Source organism: Rahnella sp. AN3-3W3 (assembly GCF_003263545.1).
In the GTDB taxonomy this organism is placed as follows: domain Bacteria; phylum Pseudomonadota; class Gammaproteobacteria; order Enterobacterales; family Enterobacteriaceae; genus Rahnella; species Rahnella variigena.
The window spans coordinates 1-21094 of record NZ_JYDG01000037.1 but is presented as its reverse complement, the minus strand read 5'-3'; the positions used below and the strand labels follow the sequence as shown (position 1 = coordinate 21094).

General features: G+C 51.6%; 17 protein-coding genes and 1 riboswitch. Of the genes, 7 read left to right on the top strand and 10 right to left on the bottom strand.

Annotated features, from left to right (window positions below; translation table 11 throughout):
- Nucleotides 1-6 precede the first annotated feature (6 nt).
- Both hemE and nudC read right to left on the bottom strand, forming a co-directional pair.
- Nucleotides 7-1071, bottom strand: coding sequence for a uroporphyrinogen decarboxylase (gene hemE / locus UC15_RS11400; protein WP_112288554.1), 1065 nt, complete (start codon nt 1069-1071; stop codon nt 7-9).
- A gap of 71 nt (nt 1072-1142) precedes the next feature.
- Nucleotides 1143-1928, bottom strand: a complete 786-nt coding sequence (gene nudC / locus UC15_RS11395; protein ID WP_112288553.1) for an NAD(+) diphosphatase — start codon at nt 1926-1928, stop codon at nt 1143-1145.
- A gap of 98 nt (nt 1929-2026) precedes the next feature.
- Here nudC and rsd point away from each other — a divergent pair, with 98 nt between their 5' ends.
- The 7 genes from rsd to thiH all read left to right on the top strand — a co-directional run bounded on the left by rsd (nt 2027) and on the right by thiH (nt 8375).
- Entirely contained in the window at nt 2027-2542 is a 516-nt protein-coding gene (rsd, locus tag UC15_RS11390) for a sigma D regulator (protein WP_112288552.1), read from the top strand.
- A gap of 85 nt (nt 2543-2627) precedes the next feature.
- Nucleotides 2628-2754, top strand: a riboswitch (TPP riboswitch).
- Nucleotides 2755-2877: 123 nt separating this feature from the next.
- Nucleotides 2878-4830, top strand: a complete 1953-nt coding sequence (gene thiC, locus UC15_RS11385) for a phosphomethylpyrimidine synthase ThiC (RefSeq protein WP_112288551.1) — start codon at nt 2878-2880, stop codon at nt 4828-4830.
- Nucleotides 4827-5480: a thiamine phosphate synthase gene (gene thiE, locus UC15_RS11380; RefSeq protein WP_112288550.1), complete on the top strand. Its 654-nt coding sequence runs from the start codon at nt 4827-4829 to the stop codon at nt 5478-5480. Before thiC ends, thiE begins: the two co-directional genes overlap by 4 nt.
- A complete protein-coding gene (locus UC15_RS11375; protein ID WP_112288549.1) occupies nt 5473-6222 on the top strand; it encodes a HesA/MoeB/ThiF family protein in 750 nt (249 codons plus the stop codon). Before thiE ends, UC15_RS11375 begins: the two co-directional genes overlap by 8 nt.
- Nucleotides 6219-6419: a sulfur carrier protein ThiS gene (gene thiS / locus UC15_RS11370; RefSeq protein WP_112288548.1), complete on the top strand. Its 201-nt coding sequence runs from the start codon at nt 6219-6221 to the stop codon at nt 6417-6419. Before UC15_RS11375 ends, thiS begins: the two co-directional genes overlap by 4 nt.
- A 1-nt stretch (nt 6420) precedes the next feature.
- A complete protein-coding gene (locus UC15_RS11365; RefSeq protein WP_112288547.1) occupies nt 6421-7200 on the top strand; it encodes a thiazole synthase in 780 nt (259 codons plus the stop codon).
- The gene (gene thiH, locus UC15_RS11360) at nt 7197-8375 is read left to right on the top strand and encodes a 2-iminoacetate synthase ThiH (RefSeq protein WP_112288546.1); all 1179 of its coding nucleotides are present in this window, start codon (nt 7197-7199) and stop codon (nt 8373-8375) included. The genes UC15_RS11365 and thiH overlap by 4 nt, the downstream gene beginning before the upstream one ends.
- 230 nt (nt 8376-8605) lie before the next feature.
- On the opposite strand, the gene rpoC is transcribed toward thiH, so the two are convergent.
- The 8 genes from rpoC to secE all read right to left on the bottom strand — a co-directional run bounded on the left by rpoC (nt 8606) and on the right by secE (nt 20790).
- Nucleotides 8606-12826: a DNA-directed RNA polymerase subunit beta' gene (gene rpoC, locus UC15_RS11355; RefSeq protein WP_095924286.1), complete on the bottom strand. Its 4221-nt coding sequence runs from the start codon at nt 12824-12826 to the stop codon at nt 8606-8608.
- 91 nt (nt 12827-12917) lie between these two features.
- Complete coding sequence (rpoB, locus tag UC15_RS11350; RefSeq protein ID WP_095924285.1) at nt 12918-16946, bottom strand: DNA-directed RNA polymerase subunit beta; 4029 nt, start codon at nt 16944-16946, stop codon at nt 12918-12920.
- 332 nt (nt 16947-17278) lie between these two features.
- A complete protein-coding gene (gene rplL, locus UC15_RS11345) occupies nt 17279-17644 on the bottom strand; it encodes a 50S ribosomal protein L7/L12 (RefSeq protein ID WP_013577410.1) in 366 nt (121 codons plus the stop codon).
- A gap of 66 nt (nt 17645-17710) precedes the next feature.
- Entirely contained in the window at nt 17711-18208 is a 498-nt protein-coding gene (gene rplJ, locus UC15_RS11340; RefSeq protein ID WP_112288545.1) for a 50S ribosomal protein L10, read from the bottom strand.
- A 337-nt stretch (nt 18209-18545) separates the two neighbouring features.
- On the bottom strand, nt 18546-19250 hold the full coding sequence (gene rplA, locus UC15_RS11335; protein WP_112288544.1) for a 50S ribosomal protein L1: 705 nt from the start codon (nt 19248-19250) through the stop codon (nt 18546-18548).
- 3 nt (nt 19251-19253) lie between these two features.
- Entirely contained in the window at nt 19254-19682 is a 429-nt protein-coding gene (gene rplK, locus UC15_RS11330) for a 50S ribosomal protein L11 (RefSeq protein WP_013577413.1), read from the bottom strand.
- Between the two features lie 178 nt (nt 19683-19860).
- Nucleotides 19861-20406, bottom strand: a complete 546-nt coding sequence (gene nusG, locus UC15_RS11325) for a transcription termination/antitermination protein NusG (RefSeq protein WP_009639145.1) — start codon at nt 20404-20406, stop codon at nt 19861-19863.
- Entirely contained in the window at nt 20407-20790 is a 384-nt protein-coding gene (gene secE / locus UC15_RS11320) for a preprotein translocase subunit SecE (protein WP_034794996.1), read from the bottom strand.
- Nucleotides 20791-21094 lie beyond the last annotated feature (304 nt).

Below are 21094 nucleotides of genomic sequence, written 5' to 3'. Positions count from 1 at the left end.
GCCATGTTACTCGTGATACTGGCGGGACAAGCTGTGTACCGCTTCCACAAAAGCGCCGGCATTTTCTGGCGGAACGTCCTGGTGGATACCGTGGCCAAGATTAAACACATGGCCATTACCTTTGCCGAAACCAGCCAGAATGGTTTCCACTTCCTGCTCAATCCGCACCGGTGAGGCGTAAAGCATGGAAGGATCCATGTTGCCCTGAATCGCCACTTTGTCGCCAACCCGACGGCGCGCTTCAGCAATATCGGTGGTCCAGTCCAGACCCAGCGCGTCACAACCCGTTGCCGCCATCGCTTCCAGCCACTGGCCTCCGCCTTTGGTAAACAAGGTCACCGGCACACGGCGGCCTTCGTTTTCACGGATCAGGCCATCGACGATTTTGTGCATGTAGTTAAGGGAGAACTCGCGGTAATCGCGAGGTGTCAGTACGCCGCCCCAGGTGTCAAAAATCATCACCGACTGCGCGCCCGCTTTAATCTGAGCATTAAGGTAAAGAATGACGCTGTCGGCCACTTTATCCAGCAACAGGTGCAAGGTAGACGGATCGGCGTACATCATTTTTTTGATTTTGGTAAAGGCTTTGCTGCTACCGCCTTCAATCATATACGTCGCCAGAGTCCACGGGCTACCGGAGAAACCAATAAGCGGCACTTCACCTTTCAGGTTTTTACGGATGGTACGCACGGCGTTCATCACATAGCCCAGCTCCATTTCAGGATCCGGAACCGGCAGCTTTTCGACATCAGCACGATTGGTCAGTGGCGAAGAAAAACGCGGGCCTTCACCGGCTTCGAAATACAGCCCCAGCCCCATCGCATCAGGAATGGTCAGGATGTCGGAGAACAGGATCGCTGCATCCAGCGGATAGCGACGAAGCGGCTGTAAAGTCACCTCACAAGCCAGTTCGGCATTCTTACACAGCGACATAAAATCGCCGGCTTCAGCACGGGTTTCTTTGTACTCCGGCAAATAACGGCCAGCCTGACGCATCATCCACACCGGTGTAATGTCCACTGGCTGACGTAACAAAGCACGCAGGTAACGGTCGTTTTTCAACTCATTCATTCTTGCTCTTTCCTTCAATATTCGGGCCGCCCGACAATCATATGACGGCATTCTATCACGCAAAACTGACGCTAGACCTCGTCGTCTTCGCTTTCTGCGCGGCACTGCGCAACTGTGTCTTCAATCAGACGACGGGCAATCGTGCCGGGCGGTGGCAGCTGTGGCAGCTGGTCAAAGCGGTACCAGTCAGCGTTAAGCAGCTCTTTCGGGTCGTGTTTAATATCGCCGCTGTCGTAATCCGCCATAAATGCCATCATCAGCGAATTGGGGAACGGCCACGGTTGGGAACTGACGTAACGGACATTCTTCACGCGGATATTACTTTCTTCCATGACCTCGCGAGCCACGGTTTCTTCCAGTGTTTCACCGACTTCAACAAAGCCAGCCAGAACCGTGTGAATGCCATTACGATGACGGACGTGCTGCGCCAGCAAAATCTCATCACCTTTGCGGATTGCTACAATGATGCAGGGTGCAATCTGCGGGTAATAGCGTTCGCGACAATTCCCGCAAAGTGCGGCCCACTCGGTCTTACTGACGTGCATTTCATGCCCGCAGTATCCGCAGAACTTATGAGAACGATAAAACTCTGACAGCTGCACACCGCGCCCGACCAGCTGGAATAATCCGCGATCTTGATCCAGCAGCTGACGGGCGGAAACCATATGATTTGGCATTGTCTGACGGACCAGCCAGACAGGTTCACCCTGCCATTCGCCAATCTGACGCGCCGTTTTACCGGTCAGAGAATATTGTGCGGCGCTGCCAAACGGCAGTTCGCCCTCAGGCAGCCACAGCTTGCCTTCCTGGCTGATAACCCACCAGCCGTTATGTTGCTCAGTAATCTGTAATTCCATAATTGTTGTTGCATAACCTCGTCGGGACTGACAATCTGAGTAAGATATTCACATATTAGTAACTTTTAGTTACTTTTTTATCGCTCACGGAGTCAACCATGCTAAATCGTCTGGAAAGACTGACCCAACGCGTTGGTGGCAGTAATGAGTTAGTGGATCAATGGCTGCACGCGCGCAAAGAGCTGCTGGTTTCGTACTGCACTTTGGTCGGCCTGAAACCCAATAAAGAAAAACATACCCCTCTCAACGAAAAAGCGCTGGATAACTTTTGCCATAACCTGGTGGACTATCTTTCAGCCGGTCATTTCCATCTGTATCAGCGGATCATTGATGAAGTCGAAGGTGCGAACAGTCCGATAAAATTGCAGGCTGCGAAAATATACCCTGCACTGGAGCTGAACACTGAAGCTATCATGGCTTTCCATGATAGTTACACTGAAAATGATATTGATGATGACAATGCTTTCGCATTTCATTATGCATTATCCGATGTAGGTGAAGCGTTGGATGCGCGTTTTCAGCTGGAAGATCAATTGATTATTCTGGCATTTGACCGCAGCAATCATGAAGAAAAACCACCTGCAAATGAAGAACATCTCGCCAGACCGGCTTAACGCTTTGTCACATTAAAACTCTGCACCTGTTTGTAGTTTTAATTGTAGTTTTAGTTGTAGTTTCAAAAAACGCCTCCTATATTGAGGCTTCTTGTCGGAGTGCCTAGCGCATAATTTTCTCGCGAAGATTACGCCAGGCTGAGACCGTTAATTCGGGATCCGCGGAACCTGATCGGGTTAGTACCCGCGAAGGGAACAAGAGTAATGTTATGCGTTCAGCTCACTCTGGCATTCGCCTGCATCAGGCCGCCTGTGCTGCACCGCCCATTTTTACTCCTGCCGTAAACCTCCAGACAAGCAATTTTCCATCACGTTTTTTTTGCGAGGAATTTGCTATGTCGAGTACCCAGAAACCCGTTATTTCCGAAAAGAAAGCGTCTAATCGCCGTGAACAACGCGCGCAGGCTCAGTCGTTTATCGACAGTCTGCAGGGCGAAGCCTTCCCCAACTCCCGCCGTATTTATCTTGAAGGTGACCGCAAAGATATTCGCGTGCCGATGCGTGAAATCCAACTCAGCCCGACACTGGTCGGCGGTGGCAAAGATAATCCGCAGTTCGAAGAAAACGAAGCCATCCCTGTTTATGACACCGCCGGACCTTACGGGGATCCGTCAGCAGTTATCGACGTGCACACCGGTCTGGAAAAATTACGTGCCCGCTGGATAAAAGAGCGTGCGGACACGGAGGAACTCCCACAGGTCAGCTCCGGCTTTACCCAGCAACGGCTGGCGGACGAAGGGCTGGATCATCTGCGCTTCGAACATCTGCCGCGTCCGCGAAAAGCCATGTCTGGCAAAAATGTTACGCAGCTGCATTACGCACGCAAAGGCACGATTACCCCGGAAATGGAGTTCATCGCCATTCGCGAAAACATGGGCCGCGAGCGGATCCGTGGTGAGATTTTGCGCCAGCAACACCCCGGTGAAAGCTTTGGCGCGCATTTGCCTGCCAATATCACCGCAGAGTTTGTGCGTCAGGAAGTCGCCGCCGGGCGTGCGATTATTCCTGCCAACATCAACCATCCTGAATCAGAGCCGATGATCATCGGGCGTAATTTCCTGGTGAAAGTGAACGCTAATATCGGCAACTCAGCGGTGACATCATCCATCGAAGAAGAAGTCGAGAAGCTGGTGTGGTCAACTCGCTGGGGCGCGGACACCGTGATGGATCTCTCCACCGGCCGTTATATTCATGAAACCCGCGAATGGATCCTGCGCAACAGCCCGGTGCCAATCGGCACGGTGCCGATTTATCAGGCGCTGGAAAAAGTGAACGGCGTGGCCGAAGACCTGAACTGGGAAATGTTCCGCGATACCCTGCTGGAACAGGCCGAGCAAGGCGTCGATTACTTCACCATTCATGCCGGTGTCTTGCTGCGTTACGTGCCGATGACGGCCAAACGTCTGACCGGCATTGTGTCGCGTGGTGGTTCGATTATGGCGAAATGGTGTCTGTCACATCATCGCGAAAGCTTCCTGTTCGAGCATTTTCGTGAAATTTGCGAAATCTGCGCCGCCTACGATGTCTCCCTTTCATTGGGCGACGGCTTACGTCCGGGCTCAATTCAGGATGCCAATGACGAAGCACAATTCGCTGAATTACGCACGCTGGGCGAACTGACCAAAATTGCCTGGGAATACGATGTGCAGGTGATGATCGAAGGTCCCGGGCATGTGCCGATGCAGATGATCCGCCGCAACATGACTGAAGAACTCGAGCACTGTCACGAAGCGCCGTTCTATACCCTCGGCCCGCTGACCACCGATATCGCGCCGGGTTACGACCACTTCACCTCCGGTATTGGTGCGGCGATGATTGGATGGTTTGGCTGCGCCATGCTGTGCTATGTCACGCCAAAAGAGCATCTCGGCCTGCCGAACAAAGAAGACGTTAAGCAGGGTTTGATTACCTACAAAATCGCAGCACACGCCGCCGATTTAGCCAAAGGTCATCCGGGTGCGCAAATCCGCGATAACGCCATGTCCAAAGCGCGTTTTGAATTCCGCTGGGAAGACCAGTTCAATCTGGCTCTGGATCCGGCCACTGCGCGCGCTTACCACGATGAAACGCTGCCGCAGGAATCCGGCAAAGTTGCTCACTTCTGCTCGATGTGCGGCCCGAAATTCTGCTCAATGAAAATCACTCAGGAAGTTCGCGATTATGCCGCCGCGCTGGAAGCCAAAGCCCAGCCTATAGAACTCGTTGAATCCGGCATGGCGCAAATGTCGGCCGAATTCCGTTCACGCGGCAGCGAGCTTTATCACCCTGCCACGGAGATTAACAAATGAATCAGTCCGCTCAGCCCTTTCCTGCCGTTCCTTTTCACCTCGGTTTATATCCGGTCGTTGATACTGTGGAATGGATCGCCCGCCTGCTGGAAGCAGGGGTTAAAACGCTGCAACTGCGTGTAAAAGATTTACCCGATGAAGAAGTTGAGCCAGCAATTATCGAGGCCATCGCACTAGGGAAAAAATATCAGGCGAGGTTATTCATCAACGATTACTGGCGTCTGGCGGTAAAACATCAGGCTTATGGCGTGCATCTGGGTCAGGAAGATCTGGATACTGCCGATCTTGAGGCAATCCGTCAGGCCGGTTTACGACTGGGCGTCTCCACCCATGACGATACTGAAATGGCGCGCGCTGTCGCCGTGAATCCTTCATATATCGCACTCGGACATATCTTCCCGACGCAGACCAAGGACATGCCGTCAGCCCCGCAGGGTCTGGAAGAACTCTCCCGACATATTAAGCAACTCGACGGAAGATTCCCGACGGTAGCTATTGGCGGGATCAGCATTGAACGCGCGCCGTCGGTTCTCGATTGCGGCGTCGGCAGCATTGCCGTGGTCAGCGCCATTACACAGGCAGCGGACTGGCGTGCCGCCACCGCCGAACTGCTGGCTTTATGCGCCAGCAAGGTGCCGGAAGATGCTTAATGACGCGGCATTTATGCGTTACAGCCGCCAGCTGATGCTGGAAGAATTCGGCCCACAGGCGCAGGAAAAGTTACAGGCGGCAAAAGTGCTGATCGTCGGTCTTGGCGGTCTCGGCTCTCCCGCAGCCCTGTATCTGGCGGCTGCGGGCGTCGGCGCACTGATTCTGGCCGATGACGATCAGTTGCACATCACTAATCTTCAGCGGCAAATCCTCTATCGCACAGCGGATCTCGATCAGCCCAAAGCCGCTCTGGCAAAGCGTGAGCTGCTGCGCCTGAATCCGCTTTGCGAAGCCGTGGCGATCACGGAACGCCTGTCGGGAGAAGCGTTAACCCGTGCCATATCAGATGCTGATATCGTTTTGGATTGCAGCGACAACATGGAAACCCGACACGCGGTCAATAAAGCCTGCGTGGATGCCGGTAAAACGTTAATCAGCGGCAGTGCCGTCGGATTCAGTGGGCAGCTTCTGGTGATTGAAGCGCCCTACACTCACGGCTGTTATGCCTGTTTGTATCCGGATCAGGAAACCGTGCAACGTAACTGCCGCACATCCGGCGTACTCGGACCGGTCGTCGGCACTATCGGCACATTACAGGCACTCGAAGCACTGAAAATTCTGGCGGGTCTGCCTTCGGTTCTGAGCGGCAAACTGCGGCTGTTCGACGGAAAAACACAAAACTGGCGTTCGCTGCAACTTACGCGGTCGTCAGCCTGTGCCGTCTGCGGAGGCCACGCGTGAACATTCTGGTCAATGAAGAATCACATCAGTTCAGCCAACCGCTCACATTGCTGACCCTGCTCGATGTACTGGCATTAAACCCTGCAGGCAGCGCGCTGGCAGTTAATCAGGTCATTATTCCCCGTGATAACTGGCCTGCTCACTTGCTGGAAGATGGTGATGAGATTTTGCTCTTTCAGGCGATAGCCGGAGGCTGACATGTTAAAAATTGCTGATACCACATTCACATCGCACCTTTTTACAGGTACGGGAAAATTCGCCAGTCCGGCGCTGATGCAACGAGCGCTCGAAGCATCCGGCTCTCAGCTGGTGACCATGGCGATGAAACGTGTCGATCAGCGTCGCGGCGGAGACGACATTTTGTCTCCCCTGCAGCAACTCGGCGTGCGTTTGCTGCCGAATACTTCAGGGGCTAAAACGGCGGAAGAAGCGGTGTTTGCCGCGCAACTGGCAAGAGAAGCGCTGGGAACAAACTGGGTGAAACTCGAAATTCACCCGGATGTAAAATATCTGCTGCCTGATGCCGTTGAAACGTTGAAAGCCGCAGAGATTCTGGTGAAACAAGGCTTCGTGGTTCTGCCGTATTGCAGCGCGGATCCGGTGCTGTGTAAGCGTCTGGAGGAAGCGGGTTGCGCAGCGGTCATGCCGCTGGGTGCGCCAATCGGTTCCAATCAGGGGCTGCAAACCCGCGAGTTTCTGCAAATCATCATCGAACAGGCGCGTATTCCTGTGGTGGTGGATGCCGGTATTGGCGCGCCGAGCCAGGCCGCGCAAGCGCTGGAAATGGGGGCCGATGCTGTGCTGGTCAATACCGCGATTGCCGTCGCGGGCGATCCGGTAGAGATGGCTACCGCATTCCGCCTCGCGGTTCAGGCCGGAGTCATTGCCCGACAAAGTGGTTTAGGCGGCAGACAGCGACACGCCAGTGCATCCAGCCCACTGACCGGTTTTCTCAATACCTCACAGGCGACGTCATGAGCAGCTTTACGGATGTCTGGTCTGCGCTGAACTGGGATGACCTTTCGCTGCGCATTAACAGTAAAACAACACGTGACGTCGAACGGGCGCTCAGCCGGAATAAAATCGACCGTGAGGATTTTATGGCGTTAATTTCTCCGGCGGCGCTGCCTTATCTGGAACCCATGGCGCAGCGGGCTCAACAACTCACGCGCCAGCGCTTCGGCAACACGGTGAATTTCTTCGCACCGCTGTATTTATCCAATCTTTGCGCCAACGAATGTACTTATTGCGGCTTTTCGATGAGCAATAAAATCAAACGTAAAACGCTGGATAAGGATGAAATCGGGCGGGAATGCGAAGCGCTGAATGCGCTGGGCTTCAAACATCTGTTGCTGGTCACCGGCGAACACAAAGGGAAAGTTGGCATGGACTATTTTCGCCTTCACTTCCCGGCGATCAGAAACCATTTTGATTCGCTGATGATTGAAGTTCAGCCGCTGCAACAGGAAGAATATGCTGAGCTGAAAACGCTGGGACTGGATGGCGTGCTGGTTTATCAGGAAACCTATCACGCGCCGACGTATGCATTACATCATCTGCGAGGCCAGAAACAGGATTTCTTCTGGCGACTGGAAACACCAGACCGGCTCGGGCGAGCGGGAATTGATAAAATCGGGCTGGGTGCACTGTTCGGACTTTCAGGAAACTGGCGGACTGACAGTTATATGGTGGCCGAGCATTTGCTGTATCTGCAACAAACTTACTGGCAAAGCCGTTATTCGGTGGCGTTTCCGAGATTGCGTCCTTGCGCCGGTGGAATAGAACCGGCGTCATTGCTGGAAGAAAACCAGCTTGTTCAGCTGATATGCGCTTTCAGAATGCTGGCACCGGATGTCGAGCTTTCACTGTCTACACGCGAATCACCTTATTTCCGCGATCACGTCATTCCGCTGGCGATCAACACCGTCAGTGCCGGATCTAAAACACAGCCCGGCGGCTATGCTGACGATCATCCGGAACTTGAGCAATTTGCTCCGCACGATAACCGATCGCCACAACGTGTTGCGCAAGCATTAACGCAAGCCGGGCTTCAGCCGGTGTGGAAAGACTGGGACAGTTTTTTGGGGCGTGTCTCGCAGGAAAATGCCGGCGGATGGCAAACCGGTAAACTCTCAGGAATGCAGATTCCATAAAATGATTTTGCCCCTCGCGCCAGCAGGCCGGGGGCATTACTGTGCTTTTGCCGCTGCACATTCGCAGATGGCCGGCGCCATTCATCCCGGCGCTGCTTCCAAATAGCCGGAACAGGTTATCGTCCAGTTCCCTGTTCCGGCTCCTCTTTCTCAGCATTATCAATTCCCAGATTTCAGGCAAAAAAAACCGCTCCCGAAGGAGCGGTTTTATGCGTTTCGACAGAAGACGATTAATCGTCGCTGTTACCGAAACCTGCGTTCAGCAGTTCAGCCAGGTTAGCCGTTGCTTCATCCGCGCTGACTTGCGGTACAACTGGCACTTCGCCCTGAGCTTTACGGCGTGCACGATCCTGGTGATAAGCGTAACCGGTACCGGCTGGGATCAGACGGCCAACGATAACGTTCTCTTTCAGGCCACGCAGTTCATCACGTTTACCGGCAACAGCCGCTTCGGTAAGAACGCGCGTGGTTTCCTGGAACGACGCAGCAGAGATGAAGGATTCGGTCGCCAGGGATGCCTTGGTGATACCGAGCAGGTCACGGCTGAATGTTGCCGTGATTTTGCCTTCAGCTTCCAGCTTACGGTTAGCGATTTTAACGCGAGACATTTCTGCCTGCTCGCCTTCCAGGAAGTCAGTGCCACCAGCGCTAACGATGGTGCCTTTACGCAACATCTGACGAACGATAACTTCGATATGCTTATCGTTAATCTTAACGCCTTGCAGACGGTAAACTTCCTGCACTTCGTTGGTGATGTAGCGGGTAACCGCGTGAACACCACGTAAACGCAAGATGTCGTGCGGAGACTCTGGGCCGTCGGATACGACGTCACCACGTTCCACAACTTCGCCTTCGAACACGTTCAGCTGACGCCATTTAGGGATCATTTCTTCGTAAGCATCGCTGCCATCCAACGGAGAAATTACCAGACGACGTTTGCCTTTGGTTTCTTTACCGAAGGAGATGATCCCACTGATTTCAGCAAGGATTGCAGGCTCTTTCGGACGACGTGCTTCGAACAGGTCAGCAACGCGTGGCAGACCACCGGTGATGTCCTTGGTACCGCCGGATTCCTGAGGAATACGCGCCAGGGTGTCACCAGAGTGGATCTGAGTACCATCTTCAAGCTGAACAATCGCTTTACCTGGCAGGAAGTATTGAGCAGGCATATCAGTACCTGGGATCAATACGTCGTCGCCTTTAGCGTCAACGATTTTCAGTGCCGGACGCAGGTCTTTACCGCTACCGGTACGCTCTGCAGAGTCCAGAACCACCAGAGAAGACAAACCGGTCAGGTCGTCGGTCTGGCGTGTGATGGTCTGAGTATCCACCATATCGGCAAAGCGAATGAAACCACTCACTTCACTGATAACTGGCATTGTGTGCGGATCCCAGTTAGCAACGGTTTCGCCGCCGTTAACTGATGCGCCATCACCTTTGCCCATCACGGAACCGTAAGGCACTTTATAGCTTTCTTTGGTACGACCGAATTCGTCGATCAATTTCAGCTCAGTGTTACGGGAAGTGATGACCAGTTTGCCGTTAGAGTTGCTAACGTGCTTATGGTTGCTCAGTTTAATGGTACCAGTGTTCTTAACCTGGATGCTGGATTCCGCTGCCGCACGAGATGCCGCACCACCGATGTGGAACGTACGCATCGTCAGCTGGGTACCCGGCTCACCGATGGACTGTGCTGCAATAACACCGATCGCTTCACCTTTGTTGATGATGTGACCACGTGCCAGGTCGCGACCGTAGCAGTTTGCACACACACCAAAGTCGGTTTCGCAACTTACGACTGAACGTACTTTCACGCTGTCGACTGAGTTCTCTTCTAACAGATCACACGTCTTCTCGTGAAGCAGGGTGTTACGTGGAACCAGGATATCCGCCGTACCCGGCTTGAGGATATCTTCTGCAGTCACACGACCCAGAACACGTTCGCGCAGTGGTTCTTTAACGTCGCCACCTTCGATGACCGGAGTCATCATGATGCCTTCGTGAGTACCACAGTCGTCTTCGGTCACAACCAGATCCTGCGCGACGTCAACCAGACGACGAGTCAGATAACCGGAGTTAGCCGTTTTAAGTGCGGTATCCGCCAAGCCTTTACGAGCACCGTGAGTAGAGATGAAGTACTGGAGTACGTTCAGACCTTCACGGAAGTTCGCGGTGATTGGCGTTTCAATGATGGAACCATCTGGTTTCGCCATCAGGCCACGCATACCGGCCAGCTGACGAATCTGTGCAGCAGAACCACGCGCACCGGAGTCGGCCATCATAAAGATACTGTTGAAGGAAACCTGCTGTTCAACAACACCGTCACGGTTGACGACGTCTTCGACAGACAAGTTTTCCATCATTGCCTTAGCAACACGTTCGTTGGCCGCAGCCCAGATGTCGATCACTTTGTTATAGCGTTCGCCAGCAGTTACCAGACCAGACTGGAACTGTTCCTGGATTTCAGCAACTTCGGTTTCTGCTTCTTCGATGATCTCTGCTTTCTTCGCAGGGATTACCATGTCATCGATACCTACTGACGCGCCTGAACGGGCAGCGTAAGCAAAACCGGTGTACATGATCTGGTCAGCAAAAATAACGGTCGGCTTCAGGCCCAAAATGCGGTAACAAGTGTTCAGCATTTTGGAGATAGCTTTTTTGCCCAAAGGCTGGTTGACGATAGAGAACGGCAGACCTTTTGGTACGATCATCCAAAGGATGGCGCGACCAACAGTCGTGTCGATAATCGACGTCTTGTGCGTAACTTCGCCTTCGGTATTTTTGATCTCTTCTGTAATACGCACTTTGACACGCGCATGCAGAGAGGCCAAACCGGCGCGGTAAATACGCTCAGCTTCTTTAGGACCGGTCAGAACCATGCCTTCGCCTTTGGCGTTAACACAGTCACGAGTCATGTAGTACAGACCCAATACAACGTCCTGAGAAGGAACGATGATTGGCTCGCCGTTCGCAGGTGACAGGATGTTGTTGGTAGACATCATCAACGCACGCGCTTCCAGCTGAGCTTCCAGCGTCAACGGTACGTGAACAGCCATCTGGTCACCATCGAAGTCGGCGTTATATGCCGCACAAACCAGCGGGTGCAGCTGAATTGCTTTACCTTCGATCAGAACCGGTTCAAACGCCTGGATACCCAAACGGTGCAGGGTTGGTGCACGGTTAAGCAGTACCGGGTGTTCGCGGATAACTTCGTCCAGGATATCCCAAACGACAGCTTCTTCGCGCTCAACCATTTTTTTAGCGGCTTTGATGGTGGTGGCCAGGCCACGCAGTTCCAGCTTGCCGTAAATGAACGGTTTGAACAGTTCCAGTGCCATTTTCTTCGGCAGACCACACTGGTGCAGACGCAGGTATGGACCTACGGTGATAACGGAACGACCAGAGTAGTCGACACGTTTACCCAGCAAGTTCTGACGGAAACGACCCTGTTTACCTTTAATCATGTCTGCCAGAGATTTCAGCGGACGCTTGTTAGAGCCGGTGATAGCACGACCGCGACGGCCGTTATCCAGCAAAGCATCTACCGCTTCTTGCAGCATACGTTTTTCGTTACGTACGATGATGTCTGGCGCAGCCAGATCCAGCAGTCGTTTCAGACGGTTGTTACGGTTGATAACGCGACGATACAGATCGTTCAGATCCGACGTTGCGAAACGGCCGCCGTCCAACGGAACCAATGGACGCAAGTCTGGTGGCAGTACCGGCAGCACGGTCAGGATCATCCACTCTGGTTTGTTACCAGACTGAACGAACGCTTCCAGCAGCTTGATACGCTTGGTCAGCTTCTTGCGTTTGGTTTCGGAGTTGGTTTCGTTCAACTCTTCACGCAGTTGCTCGCACTCTGCTTCCAGGTCCATGTTTTTCAACAGAGCCTGAATTGCTTCCGCACCCATCTTCGCGTCGAACTCATCACCAAACTCTTCCAACGCATCCAGATACTGCTCTTCAGTCAGGATCTGGCGTTTTTCGAGGTTAGTCATGCCGCCTTCGATAACCACATAGGATTCGAAGTACAGAACACGTTCGATATCACGCAGTGGCATATCCAGCAGCAAACCGATGCGCGATGGCAGCGATTTCAGGAACCAGATGTGTGCAGTCGGGGAAGCCAGTTCGATGTGGCCCATACGCTCACGGCGTACTTTAGTCTGGGTCACTTCAACGCCGCACTTCTCGCAGATCACGCCGCGATGTTTTAAACGCTTGTACTTACCGCACAGGCATTCGTAGTCTTTTACTGGTCCGAAGATACGGGCACAGAAAAGGCCGTCACGTTCTGGTTTGAACGTACGGTAGTTAATGGTTTCTGGCTTCTTAACTTCACCAAAAGACCAAGAACGGATCATGTCTGGCGATGCCAGAGCAATTTTGATCGCATCAAACTCTTCGGTCTTAGTTTGCGCTTTCAGAAACTTTAGTAAGTCTTTCACGGATTGGCTCCCGTCGGGTTAGACCTGTTAGGCACCTGGTCTGTATTGATTAACAGGCAGGTGCCCCTGTGATCAGTGCGAATTCGAGTACTTACTCGTCTTCCAGCTCGATGTTGATACCCAGAGAACGGATTTCTTTCAACAGTACGTTGAAGGATTCCGGCATGCCTGGTTCCATACGATGATCGCCATCTACGATGTTTTTATACATCTTAGTACGGCCGTTCACGTCATCGGACTTAACAGTCAGCATTTCCTGCAGGGTATATGCGGCACCGTATGCTTCCAGTGCCCACACTTCCATCTCACCGAAGCGCTGACCACCGAACTGAGCTTTACCACCCAGCGGCTGCTGAGTAACAAGGCTGTAAGAACCGGTAGAACGCGCGTGCATCTTATCGTCAACAAGGTGGTTCAGTTTCAGCATGTACATGTAGCCGACAGTAACCTGACGCTCGAATTGCTCGCCGGTACGGCCGTCAAACAGTGTGATCTGGCCAGAGGTTGGGATTCCGCCCATTTCAAGCAGTTGCTTGATCTCTGACTCTTTCGCACCGTCGAAGACTGGTGTTGCGATCGGCATACCTTTTTTCAGGTTCTCAGCCAGACGCAATACTTCGTCATCGGTGAAGGTGGTCAGATCAACTTTCTGACAAACGTCGTCGCCCAGATCATAGGCACGCTGGATGAACTCGCGCAGCTTAGAAACTTCTTCTTGTTTCTTCAGCATGGCATTGATTTTTTCACCAATACCTTTCGCGGCCATACCCAGGTGGGTTTCCAAAATCTGACCAATGTTCATACGTGATGGAACGCCCAGCGGGTTCAGTACGATATCAACAGGAGTCCCGTTTTCATCGTAAGGCATATCTTCGATCGGGTTGATCTTGGAGATAACACCTTTGTTACCGTGGCGGCCTGCCATCTTGTCACCAGGCTGGATTTGACGTTTAACGGCCAAATACACTTTAACGATTTTCAGCACACCTGGTGCCAGATCATCGCCCTGAGTGATTTTACGACGCTTAGCTTCGAGTTTTTTCTCAAACTCGGATTTCAGTTCGTCGTACTGTTCAGCAAGCTGTTCCAACTGATTCTGTTTGTCTTCGTCAGTCAGTGACAGTTCTAACCAACGATCGCGAGGCAATTTGCCAAGTTTGTCAGCTTCAACACCGCCAGCAACCAGCGCAGACTGGATACGCGCAAACAGACCCGCTTCCAGAATCTGCAGCTCTTCAGTCAGGTCTTTCTTAGCCTGCTTCAGCTGCATCTCTTCGATTTCCAACGCACGCTTGTCTTTTTCCACGCCATCGCGGGTGAAGACTTGCACGTCGATAACCGTACCGGATACGCCGTTTGGTACACGCAGAGAAGAGTCTTTAACGTCAGACGCTTTCTCACCGAAGATCGCACGCAGCAGTTTCTCTTCTGGCGTCAGCTGGGTTTCACCTTTAGGTGTCACCTTACCAACCAGAATGTCACCACCGGTCACTTCAGCACCGATATAAACGATACCGGACTCATCCAGTTTAGAAAGCGCAGCTTCACCCACGTTAGGGATGTCAGCGGTGATCTCTTCAGGCCCTAACTTGGTGTCACGGGACACACATGCCAGTTCCTGGATATGGATGGTCGTGAAGCGGTCTTCCTGCACAACACGTTCGGAGACTAAGATGGAGTCTTCGAAGTTGTAACCGTTCCAAGGCATGAACGCGACACGCATGTTCTGACCCAGTGCCAGTTCGCCCAGATCTGTTGACGGACCATCTGCCAGCACGTCGCCGCGCTCGATTGGCTCGCCCAGATTCACACACGGCATCTGATTGATGCAGGTGTTCTGGTTAGAACGGGTGTATTTGGTCAGGTTATAAATGTCGATACCTGCTTCGCCCGGGTACATCTCTTCTTCGTTAACACGAATAACGATACGGGATGCATCCACGTACTGAACAATACCGCCACGTTTAGCTACGGCAGTAACACCGGAGTCAACCGCTACAGCACGTTCCATACCAGTACCTACCAGCGGCTTATCAGCGCGCAGGGTCGGAACTGCCTGACGTTGCATGTTCGCACCCATCAATGCACGGTTGGCGTCATCGTGTTCCAGGAATGGAATCAGTGAAGCACCAACGGATACAACCTGTTGGGTAGAAACGTCCATGTAGTCAACCTGATCGCGGCTAAACAGGCTTGATTCGCCTTTGCTACGACAAGTGACCAGGTCTTCAATGAAGCGCCCTTCTTCGTCCAGGTTGGAGTTCGCCTGAGCGATTACGAAGTTGCCTTCTTCAATTGCAGACAGATAGTTGATTTCATCAGTCACCAGACCATCACGCACGCGACGGTAAGGGGTTTCCAGGAAACCGTACTCATTGGTCTGTGCATACACAGACAAGGAGTTGATCAGACCGATGTTTGGACCTTCTGGCGTTTCGATTGGACATACGCGACCGTAGTGAGTCGGGTGTACGTCTCGAACTTCAAAGCCAGCACGTTCACGGGTCAAACCGCCCGGGCCCAATGCAGAGATACGACGCTTGTGCGTGATCTCAGACAACGGGTTGTTCTGGTCCATAAATTGTGACAGCTGGCTTGAGCCGAAGAATTCTTTCACCGCAGCCGAAATCGGCTTAGCGTTGATCATATCCTGAGGCATCAGTGTGTCGAGGTCGCCCAGAGACAAACGCTCTTTAACAGCACGCTCAACACGAACCAGACCTACACGGAACTGGTTTTCAGCCATTTCGCCGACGGAACGAATACGACGGTTGCCCAAGTGGTCGATATCATCCACTTCGCCCTGGCCGTTACGAATGCCGATCAGCTTTTTCATTACCTGAATGATGTCGTCTTTGCTCAGGATACCTGAACCTTCGATTTCATCACGCAGCAGAGAACGGTTGAACTTCATACGACCAACAGCAGACAGGTCGTAGCGATCTTCAGAGAAGAACAGGTTCTCAAACAGGCTTTCGGCCGCTTCACGCGTTGGTGGCTCACCAGGACGCATCATTCGGTAGATTTCAACCAGTGCGCTCAGGCGATCGCTGGTTGGGTCGACGCGAATGGTCTCGGACATGTACGCACCATGATCGAGGTCGTTGGTGAACAGCGTTTCAATGGTTTTGTGACCGGACTGGCTCAGTTTAGCCAGCAGATCCAGAGACAATTCCATGTTAGCCGGGACGATCAGCTCACCGGTATTTGTGTCAATGTAGTCTTTAGAGACCACTTTCCCTGCGATGTACTCAACAGGAACTTCGATGCGCTGAATTTCGTCTTTTTCAAGCTGACGAATATGGCGGGCAGTGATGCGGCGGCCTTTTTCTACATAGACTTTGCCGTCAGCTTCGATATCAAAGGAAGCTGTTTCACCGCGCAGGCGCTCAGGTACCAGTTCCATCTGCAACTTGTTGTCGCGGATCTGGTAAGTCACCTTGTCAAAGAACAGGTCAAGGATCTGTTCAGTCGTGTAATTTAATGCACGCAGAATGATGGTCGCAGGTAATTTACGGCGACGGTCAATACGCACAAACAGGTTATCTTTCGGGTCAAACTCGAAATCTAACCATGAACCGCGGTAAGGGATGATACGTGCGTTATAAAGCACTTTACCCGATGAGTGGGTTTTACCCTTATCGCTGTCGAAGAATACGCCCGGACTACGGTGCAGCTGAGATACGATAACCCTCTCAGTACCGTTAATCACGAAGGTACCATTTTCGGTCATGAGCGGAATTTCGCCCATATAGACTTCTTGTTCCTTGATGTCTTTGACCGTACCTTCTGGTGCTTCACGTTCATAGATTACCAGGCGCAGTTTCACGCGCAGTGGCGCGGAGAACGTCACACCACGGATCTGGCATTCTTTAACGTCGAATACAGGCTCACCAAGACGGTAGCTAACGTATTGCAGCTCAGAGTTACCGCTGTAGCTCTTGATAGGGAATACAGAACGGAATGCAGCTTCCAGACCGTACTGGCCTTCCGGATCTTGCTCGATAAACTTCTGGAACGAGTCAAGCTGGATAGAAAGGAGATATGGAATGTCCAAAACTTGTGGACGTTTACCAAAATCCTTACGAATGCGTTTTTTCTCGGTATAGGAGTAAACCATAGGGTTCCTCAGCTCGCTGATCAGTGACCCAATCTTGTCTGCCCTGAGAAGGACAGTTCATGCAACACCGTTTATGTCGATCGGAAAGCAGAAACGCTTCCCGCAATATCTGTTTTCTACCACTCTTAAATCATTTCGTTGTGCGTTATCTGTAGATGAGCTACAGCAAGGGGCATCAATATATTAAGGCGTCTATAGAAAGAGATATTAGAGTAGTTCAGTGCTCAAACAGTGTGAAACACCACTGACACTCTATAGCGCAAAAAGGCTGGTGACTAAAAAGTCACCAGCCATCAGTCTGTTAGGACAGACTGCACTCCGGGAAGTTAAACTTACTTAACTTCAACAGAAGCACCAGCTTCTTCCAGAGATTTTTTCAGAGCTTCAGCGTCGTCTTTGCTGATGCCTTCTTTCAGAGCTGCTGGAGCAGACTCAACCAGGTCTTTAGCTTCTTTCAGACCCAGGCCAGTTGCGGTACGAACAGCTTTGATAACTGCAACTTTGTTCGCGCCAACAGCAGCCAGAACAACGTCGAACTCAGTTTTTTCTTCAACAGCTTCAGCAGCAGCAGCAGGACCTGCAACAGCAGCAGCAGCTGAAACGCCGAATTTTTCTTCCATAGCGGAGATCAGTTCAACGATTTCCATTACAGACAGAGCTGCAACGCCTTCAATGATTTGTTCTTTAGTGATTGACATTTCAAGTGTTCCTAGAATTCAGAAATAGTGTATACGTAAGCAAATGAACGAGATAGAAAAGGCTGATTAAGCAGCTTCTTTCTGATCGCGTACAGCAGCCAGAGTGCGAACCAGTTTGCCTGCAGAGGCTTCTTTCATGGTTGCCATCAGGCGTGCGATTGCTTCTTCGTAAGTAGGCAGAGTTGCCAAGCGGTCGATTTGAGCCGCAGGAATAAACTCACCTTCAAAGGCCGCAGCTTTAACCTCAAATTTTGCATTCGCTTTAGCGAAATCTTTGAACAGACGGGCAGCAGCGCCTGGGTGTTCAGCAGAGAATGCAATCAAGGTTGGACCGACAAACGTGTCTTTCAGGCACTCAAACTGAGTACCTTCTACGACGCGACGCATCAAGGTGTTGCGAACAACACGCATGTAAACGCCAGCTTCACGACCTGCTTTACGCAGTTCAGTCATTTTATCTACAGTTACGCCACGAGAATCCGCAACAACCGCAGACAGCGCGCCTTTGGCTACTTCGATGACTTCAGCAACAATCGCTTGTTTGTCTTGAAGATTTAATGCCATTAGCTTTTTGCTCCTGGATTTGGCCGGGGAAAATCCCCGGAACTCACATCACTTGTTATCGAGAATCGATATCAAGCGTTCAAACACGGTGAGCAGAGAATCCAGCAAAGACAAATCTTAATTCTTTATAAAAAAGACAAAGAAATATTTTCTTCAGGCTCTGTCACCGTCTACGCAGGAAGGATTAAGCCCCTTTCGAGACACCTGCGGTCTTGGACGGAGGTCTGGATAGGCCAGACTCCAACCGAAAAATCTTGGTTTCGCATTAACGAAACAACGGGCCATAGATTCTAGACAAATCTACCGCCCGCGTAAAGCGATAAACGTCAGCAGTTAATTAGTTAACTGTTGCGCTCAGGCCGCTTTGATCAACAGCAAGACCAGCGCCCATGGTAGTGGACAGGCTTACTTTCTTGATGAAAACGCCTTTAGCCTGAGAAGGCTTCGCTTTTTTCAGAGCGACCAACAGAGCTTCCAGGTTTTCTTTCAGCTTGTCGGATTCGAAATCAACCTTACCGATAGTGGTATGGATGATGCCGTTTTTGTCGTTACGGTAACGAACCTGACCAGCTTTAGCATTCTTAACCGCTTCAGCAACGTTAGGGGTTACAGTACCAACTTTCGGGTTAGGCATCAGACCACGTGGGCCCAGAACCTGACCTAATTGGCCAACAACGCGCATTGCATCTGGAGATGCGATAACAACGTCGAAGTTCATTTCGCCTTTCTTGATCATGTCAGCCAGATCTTCCATACCTACCAGCTCAGCGCCTGCAGCTTTAGCAGCTTCAGCGTTTGCACCTTGGGTGAAGACGGCAACGCGAACAGAACGACCGGTGCCGTGTGGCAGTACGGTTGCGCCGCGAACGTTTTGATCAGATTTACGAGCGTCGATGCCGAGGTTAACAGCAACGTCAACGCTTTCTACGAATTTAGCAGTGGCCAGCTCTTTGAGCAGAGCAACGGCTTCGGTGATGTCATACTGTTTAGTAGCATCAACTTTGTCACGGATCACGCGCATGCGCTTGGTCAGCTTAGCCATTTATTAATCCTCCACTACCAGGCCCATGGAACGAGCAGTACCTTCGATGGAGCGAGTCATCGCTTCAACGTCAGAACCAGTCATGTCCGCAGCTTTGGTTTCTGCGATTTCACGAACCTGAGCACTCGTTACTTTACCCACTTTGTCTTTGTTCGGCTTGCCGGAACCAGACTTGATACCAGCCGCTTTCTTCAGCAGTACTGCTGCAGGAGGGGTTTTGGTAACAAAGGTGAAAGAACGGTCAGAATAAACAGTAATAACAACAGGAATTGGCAGGCCTTTTTCCATGCTATCAGTCTTAGCATTGAACGCCTTACAGAATTCCATGATGTTCACGCCTTGCTGACCCAGAGCTGGACCAACTGGCGGACTTGGGTTTGCCATACCGGCTGCAACTTGCAGCTTAACGTAGGCTTGTACTTTCTTGGCCATGGTAAATATCCTCGTTTGGGTGATATCGCCTGTTTGAAGAGGCTCCCCGTTATTTGCAGAACTTGGTTCTTTACGTTTCACGTGCAGAGGCTGCACATAAAAACAAAAGGCGCGAAATTATAGTTCAATTTCGCGCCTTGTACAACATCTGTTCTAACGAATATTTAGAAAGCTGCTGTTAGCCTTTTTCAACCTGACCGAAGTCCAGTTCAACCGGTGTTGCACGGCCAAAGATGGATACAGACACTTTCAGGCGGCTTTTTTCGTAATCAACTTCTTCAACCACACCATTGAAGTCCGCAAACGGACCGTCGTTAACACGTACCAGTTCACCTGGTTCAAACAATGTTTTAGGACGTGGCTTATCACCCACTTGTTGCAGGCGATTCATGATCGCATCAACTTCTTTATCGCTGATTGGTGCAGGACGATCTGACGTTCCGCCAATGAAGCCCATCACACGAGGAACGCTGCGAACTAAGTGCCAGCTGGCGTCATTCATTACCATCTGTACCAGCACATAACCCGGGAAGAATTTACGTTCACTTTTACGGCGCTGGCCACCACGGATCTCAACCACTTCTTCAGTTGGAACCATGACTTCACCAAACAGTTCTTCCATGTCATGTAATTTGATGTGCTCACGCAGCGATTGCGCTACGCGGCCTTCAAAGCCAGAAAACGCCTGAACGACGTACCAACGTTTTTTAGGTGCTTCAGACATTTAGAACCTCAAGCCAGTAATGAAAGATACCAGGCGGACTAAAATACCATCCAGCCCCCACAGAATCAGAGACATAACGGCAGTCACCGCAGCAACGATCAGTGTGGTATGCAATGTTTCCTGGCGCGTTGGCCAAATGACTTTACGTACTTCAGTACGCGCTTCACGAGCAAACGCGACTGTCGCTTTGCCTTTAGTGGTCAGTAATGCCACTGCGCCTGCAATTGCGATAATAACAACTACGGCTAACGCGCGTAACGGCAGGCTGTATGCACGGTAATAATAGTTACCGACAATAGCTACAACCAACAAAACGGCAACAACCAGCCACTTTACCGCTTCCAGGCCGCGCCCGCTCCCTTGAGCCTCGGTATTCGCACTCATAAACCAACCCGTCACAATGATTCAGAACAAACAACTTTGCCTCGCATTGCGAGGCAAACCAAACCGATCGATGCTCTACTTGAGCGCAATTCGGTGTTTTACGCTATATCTCAGAGCCTATCTCACCAGTGATTATGACGTAAAAATCGCTGATGAGATAGGTTCTAGCGCCACAGCGTAGAAAAAAGGGCATCGAATGATGCCCTTTTAGTGTGTATTGCGTCAACGAATAGTGACAAAAAACTATCAGCGATTAAGCGATAACTTTAGCAACAACACCAGCACCTACAGTACGGCCGCCTTC

Bases quoted from the DNA above. Each gene is read 5' to 3' on its own strand.
- UC15_RS11375 (WP_112288549.1), top strand. From the start codon at position 5,473: ATGCTTAATGACGCGGCATTTATGCGTTACAGCCGCCAGCTGATGCTG.
- thiE (WP_112288550.1), top strand. From the start codon at position 4,827: ATGAATCAGTCCGCTCAGCCCTTTCCTGCCGTTCCTTTTCACCTCGGT.
- thiC (WP_112288551.1), top strand. From the start codon at position 2,878: ATGTCGAGTACCCAGAAACCCGTTATTTCCGAAAAGAAAGCGTCTAAT.
- hemE (WP_112288554.1), bottom strand. From the start codon at position 1,071: ATGAATGAGTTGAAAAACGACCGTTACCTGCGTGCTTTGTTACGTCAG.
- nudC (WP_112288553.1), bottom strand. From the start codon at position 1,928: ATGGAATTACAGATTACTGAGCAACATAACGGCTGGTGGGTTATCAGC.
- thiH (WP_112288546.1), top strand. From the start codon at position 7,197: ATGAGCAGCTTTACGGATGTCTGGTCTGCGCTGAACTGGGATGACCTT.
- UC15_RS11365 (WP_112288547.1), top strand. From the start codon at position 6,421: ATGTTAAAAATTGCTGATACCACATTCACATCGCACCTTTTTACAGGT.
- secE (WP_034794996.1), bottom strand. From the start codon at position 20,790: ATGAGTGCGAATACCGAGGCTCAAGGGAGCGGGCGCGGCCTGGAAGCG.
- rpoB (WP_095924285.1), bottom strand. From the start codon at position 16,946: ATGGTTTACTCCTATACCGAGAAAAAACGCATTCGTAAGGATTTTGGT.
- rplL (WP_013577410.1), bottom strand. From the start codon at position 17,644: ATGTCAATCACTAAAGAACAAATCATTGAAGGCGTTGCAGCTCTGTCT.
- rplK (WP_013577413.1), bottom strand. From the start codon at position 19,682: ATGGCCAAGAAAGTACAAGCCTACGTTAAGCTGCAAGTTGCAGCCGGT.
- nusG (WP_009639145.1), bottom strand. From the start codon at position 20,406: ATGTCTGAAGCACCTAAAAAACGTTGGTACGTCGTTCAGGCGTTTTCT.
- rplA (WP_112288544.1), bottom strand. From the start codon at position 19,250: ATGGCTAAGCTGACCAAGCGCATGCGCGTGATCCGTGACAAAGTTGAT.
- rsd (WP_112288552.1), top strand. From the start codon at position 2,027: ATGCTAAATCGTCTGGAAAGACTGACCCAACGCGTTGGTGGCAGTAAT.
- rplJ (WP_112288545.1), bottom strand. From the start codon at position 18,208: ATGGCATTAAATCTTCAAGACAAACAAGCGATTGTTGCTGAAGTCATC.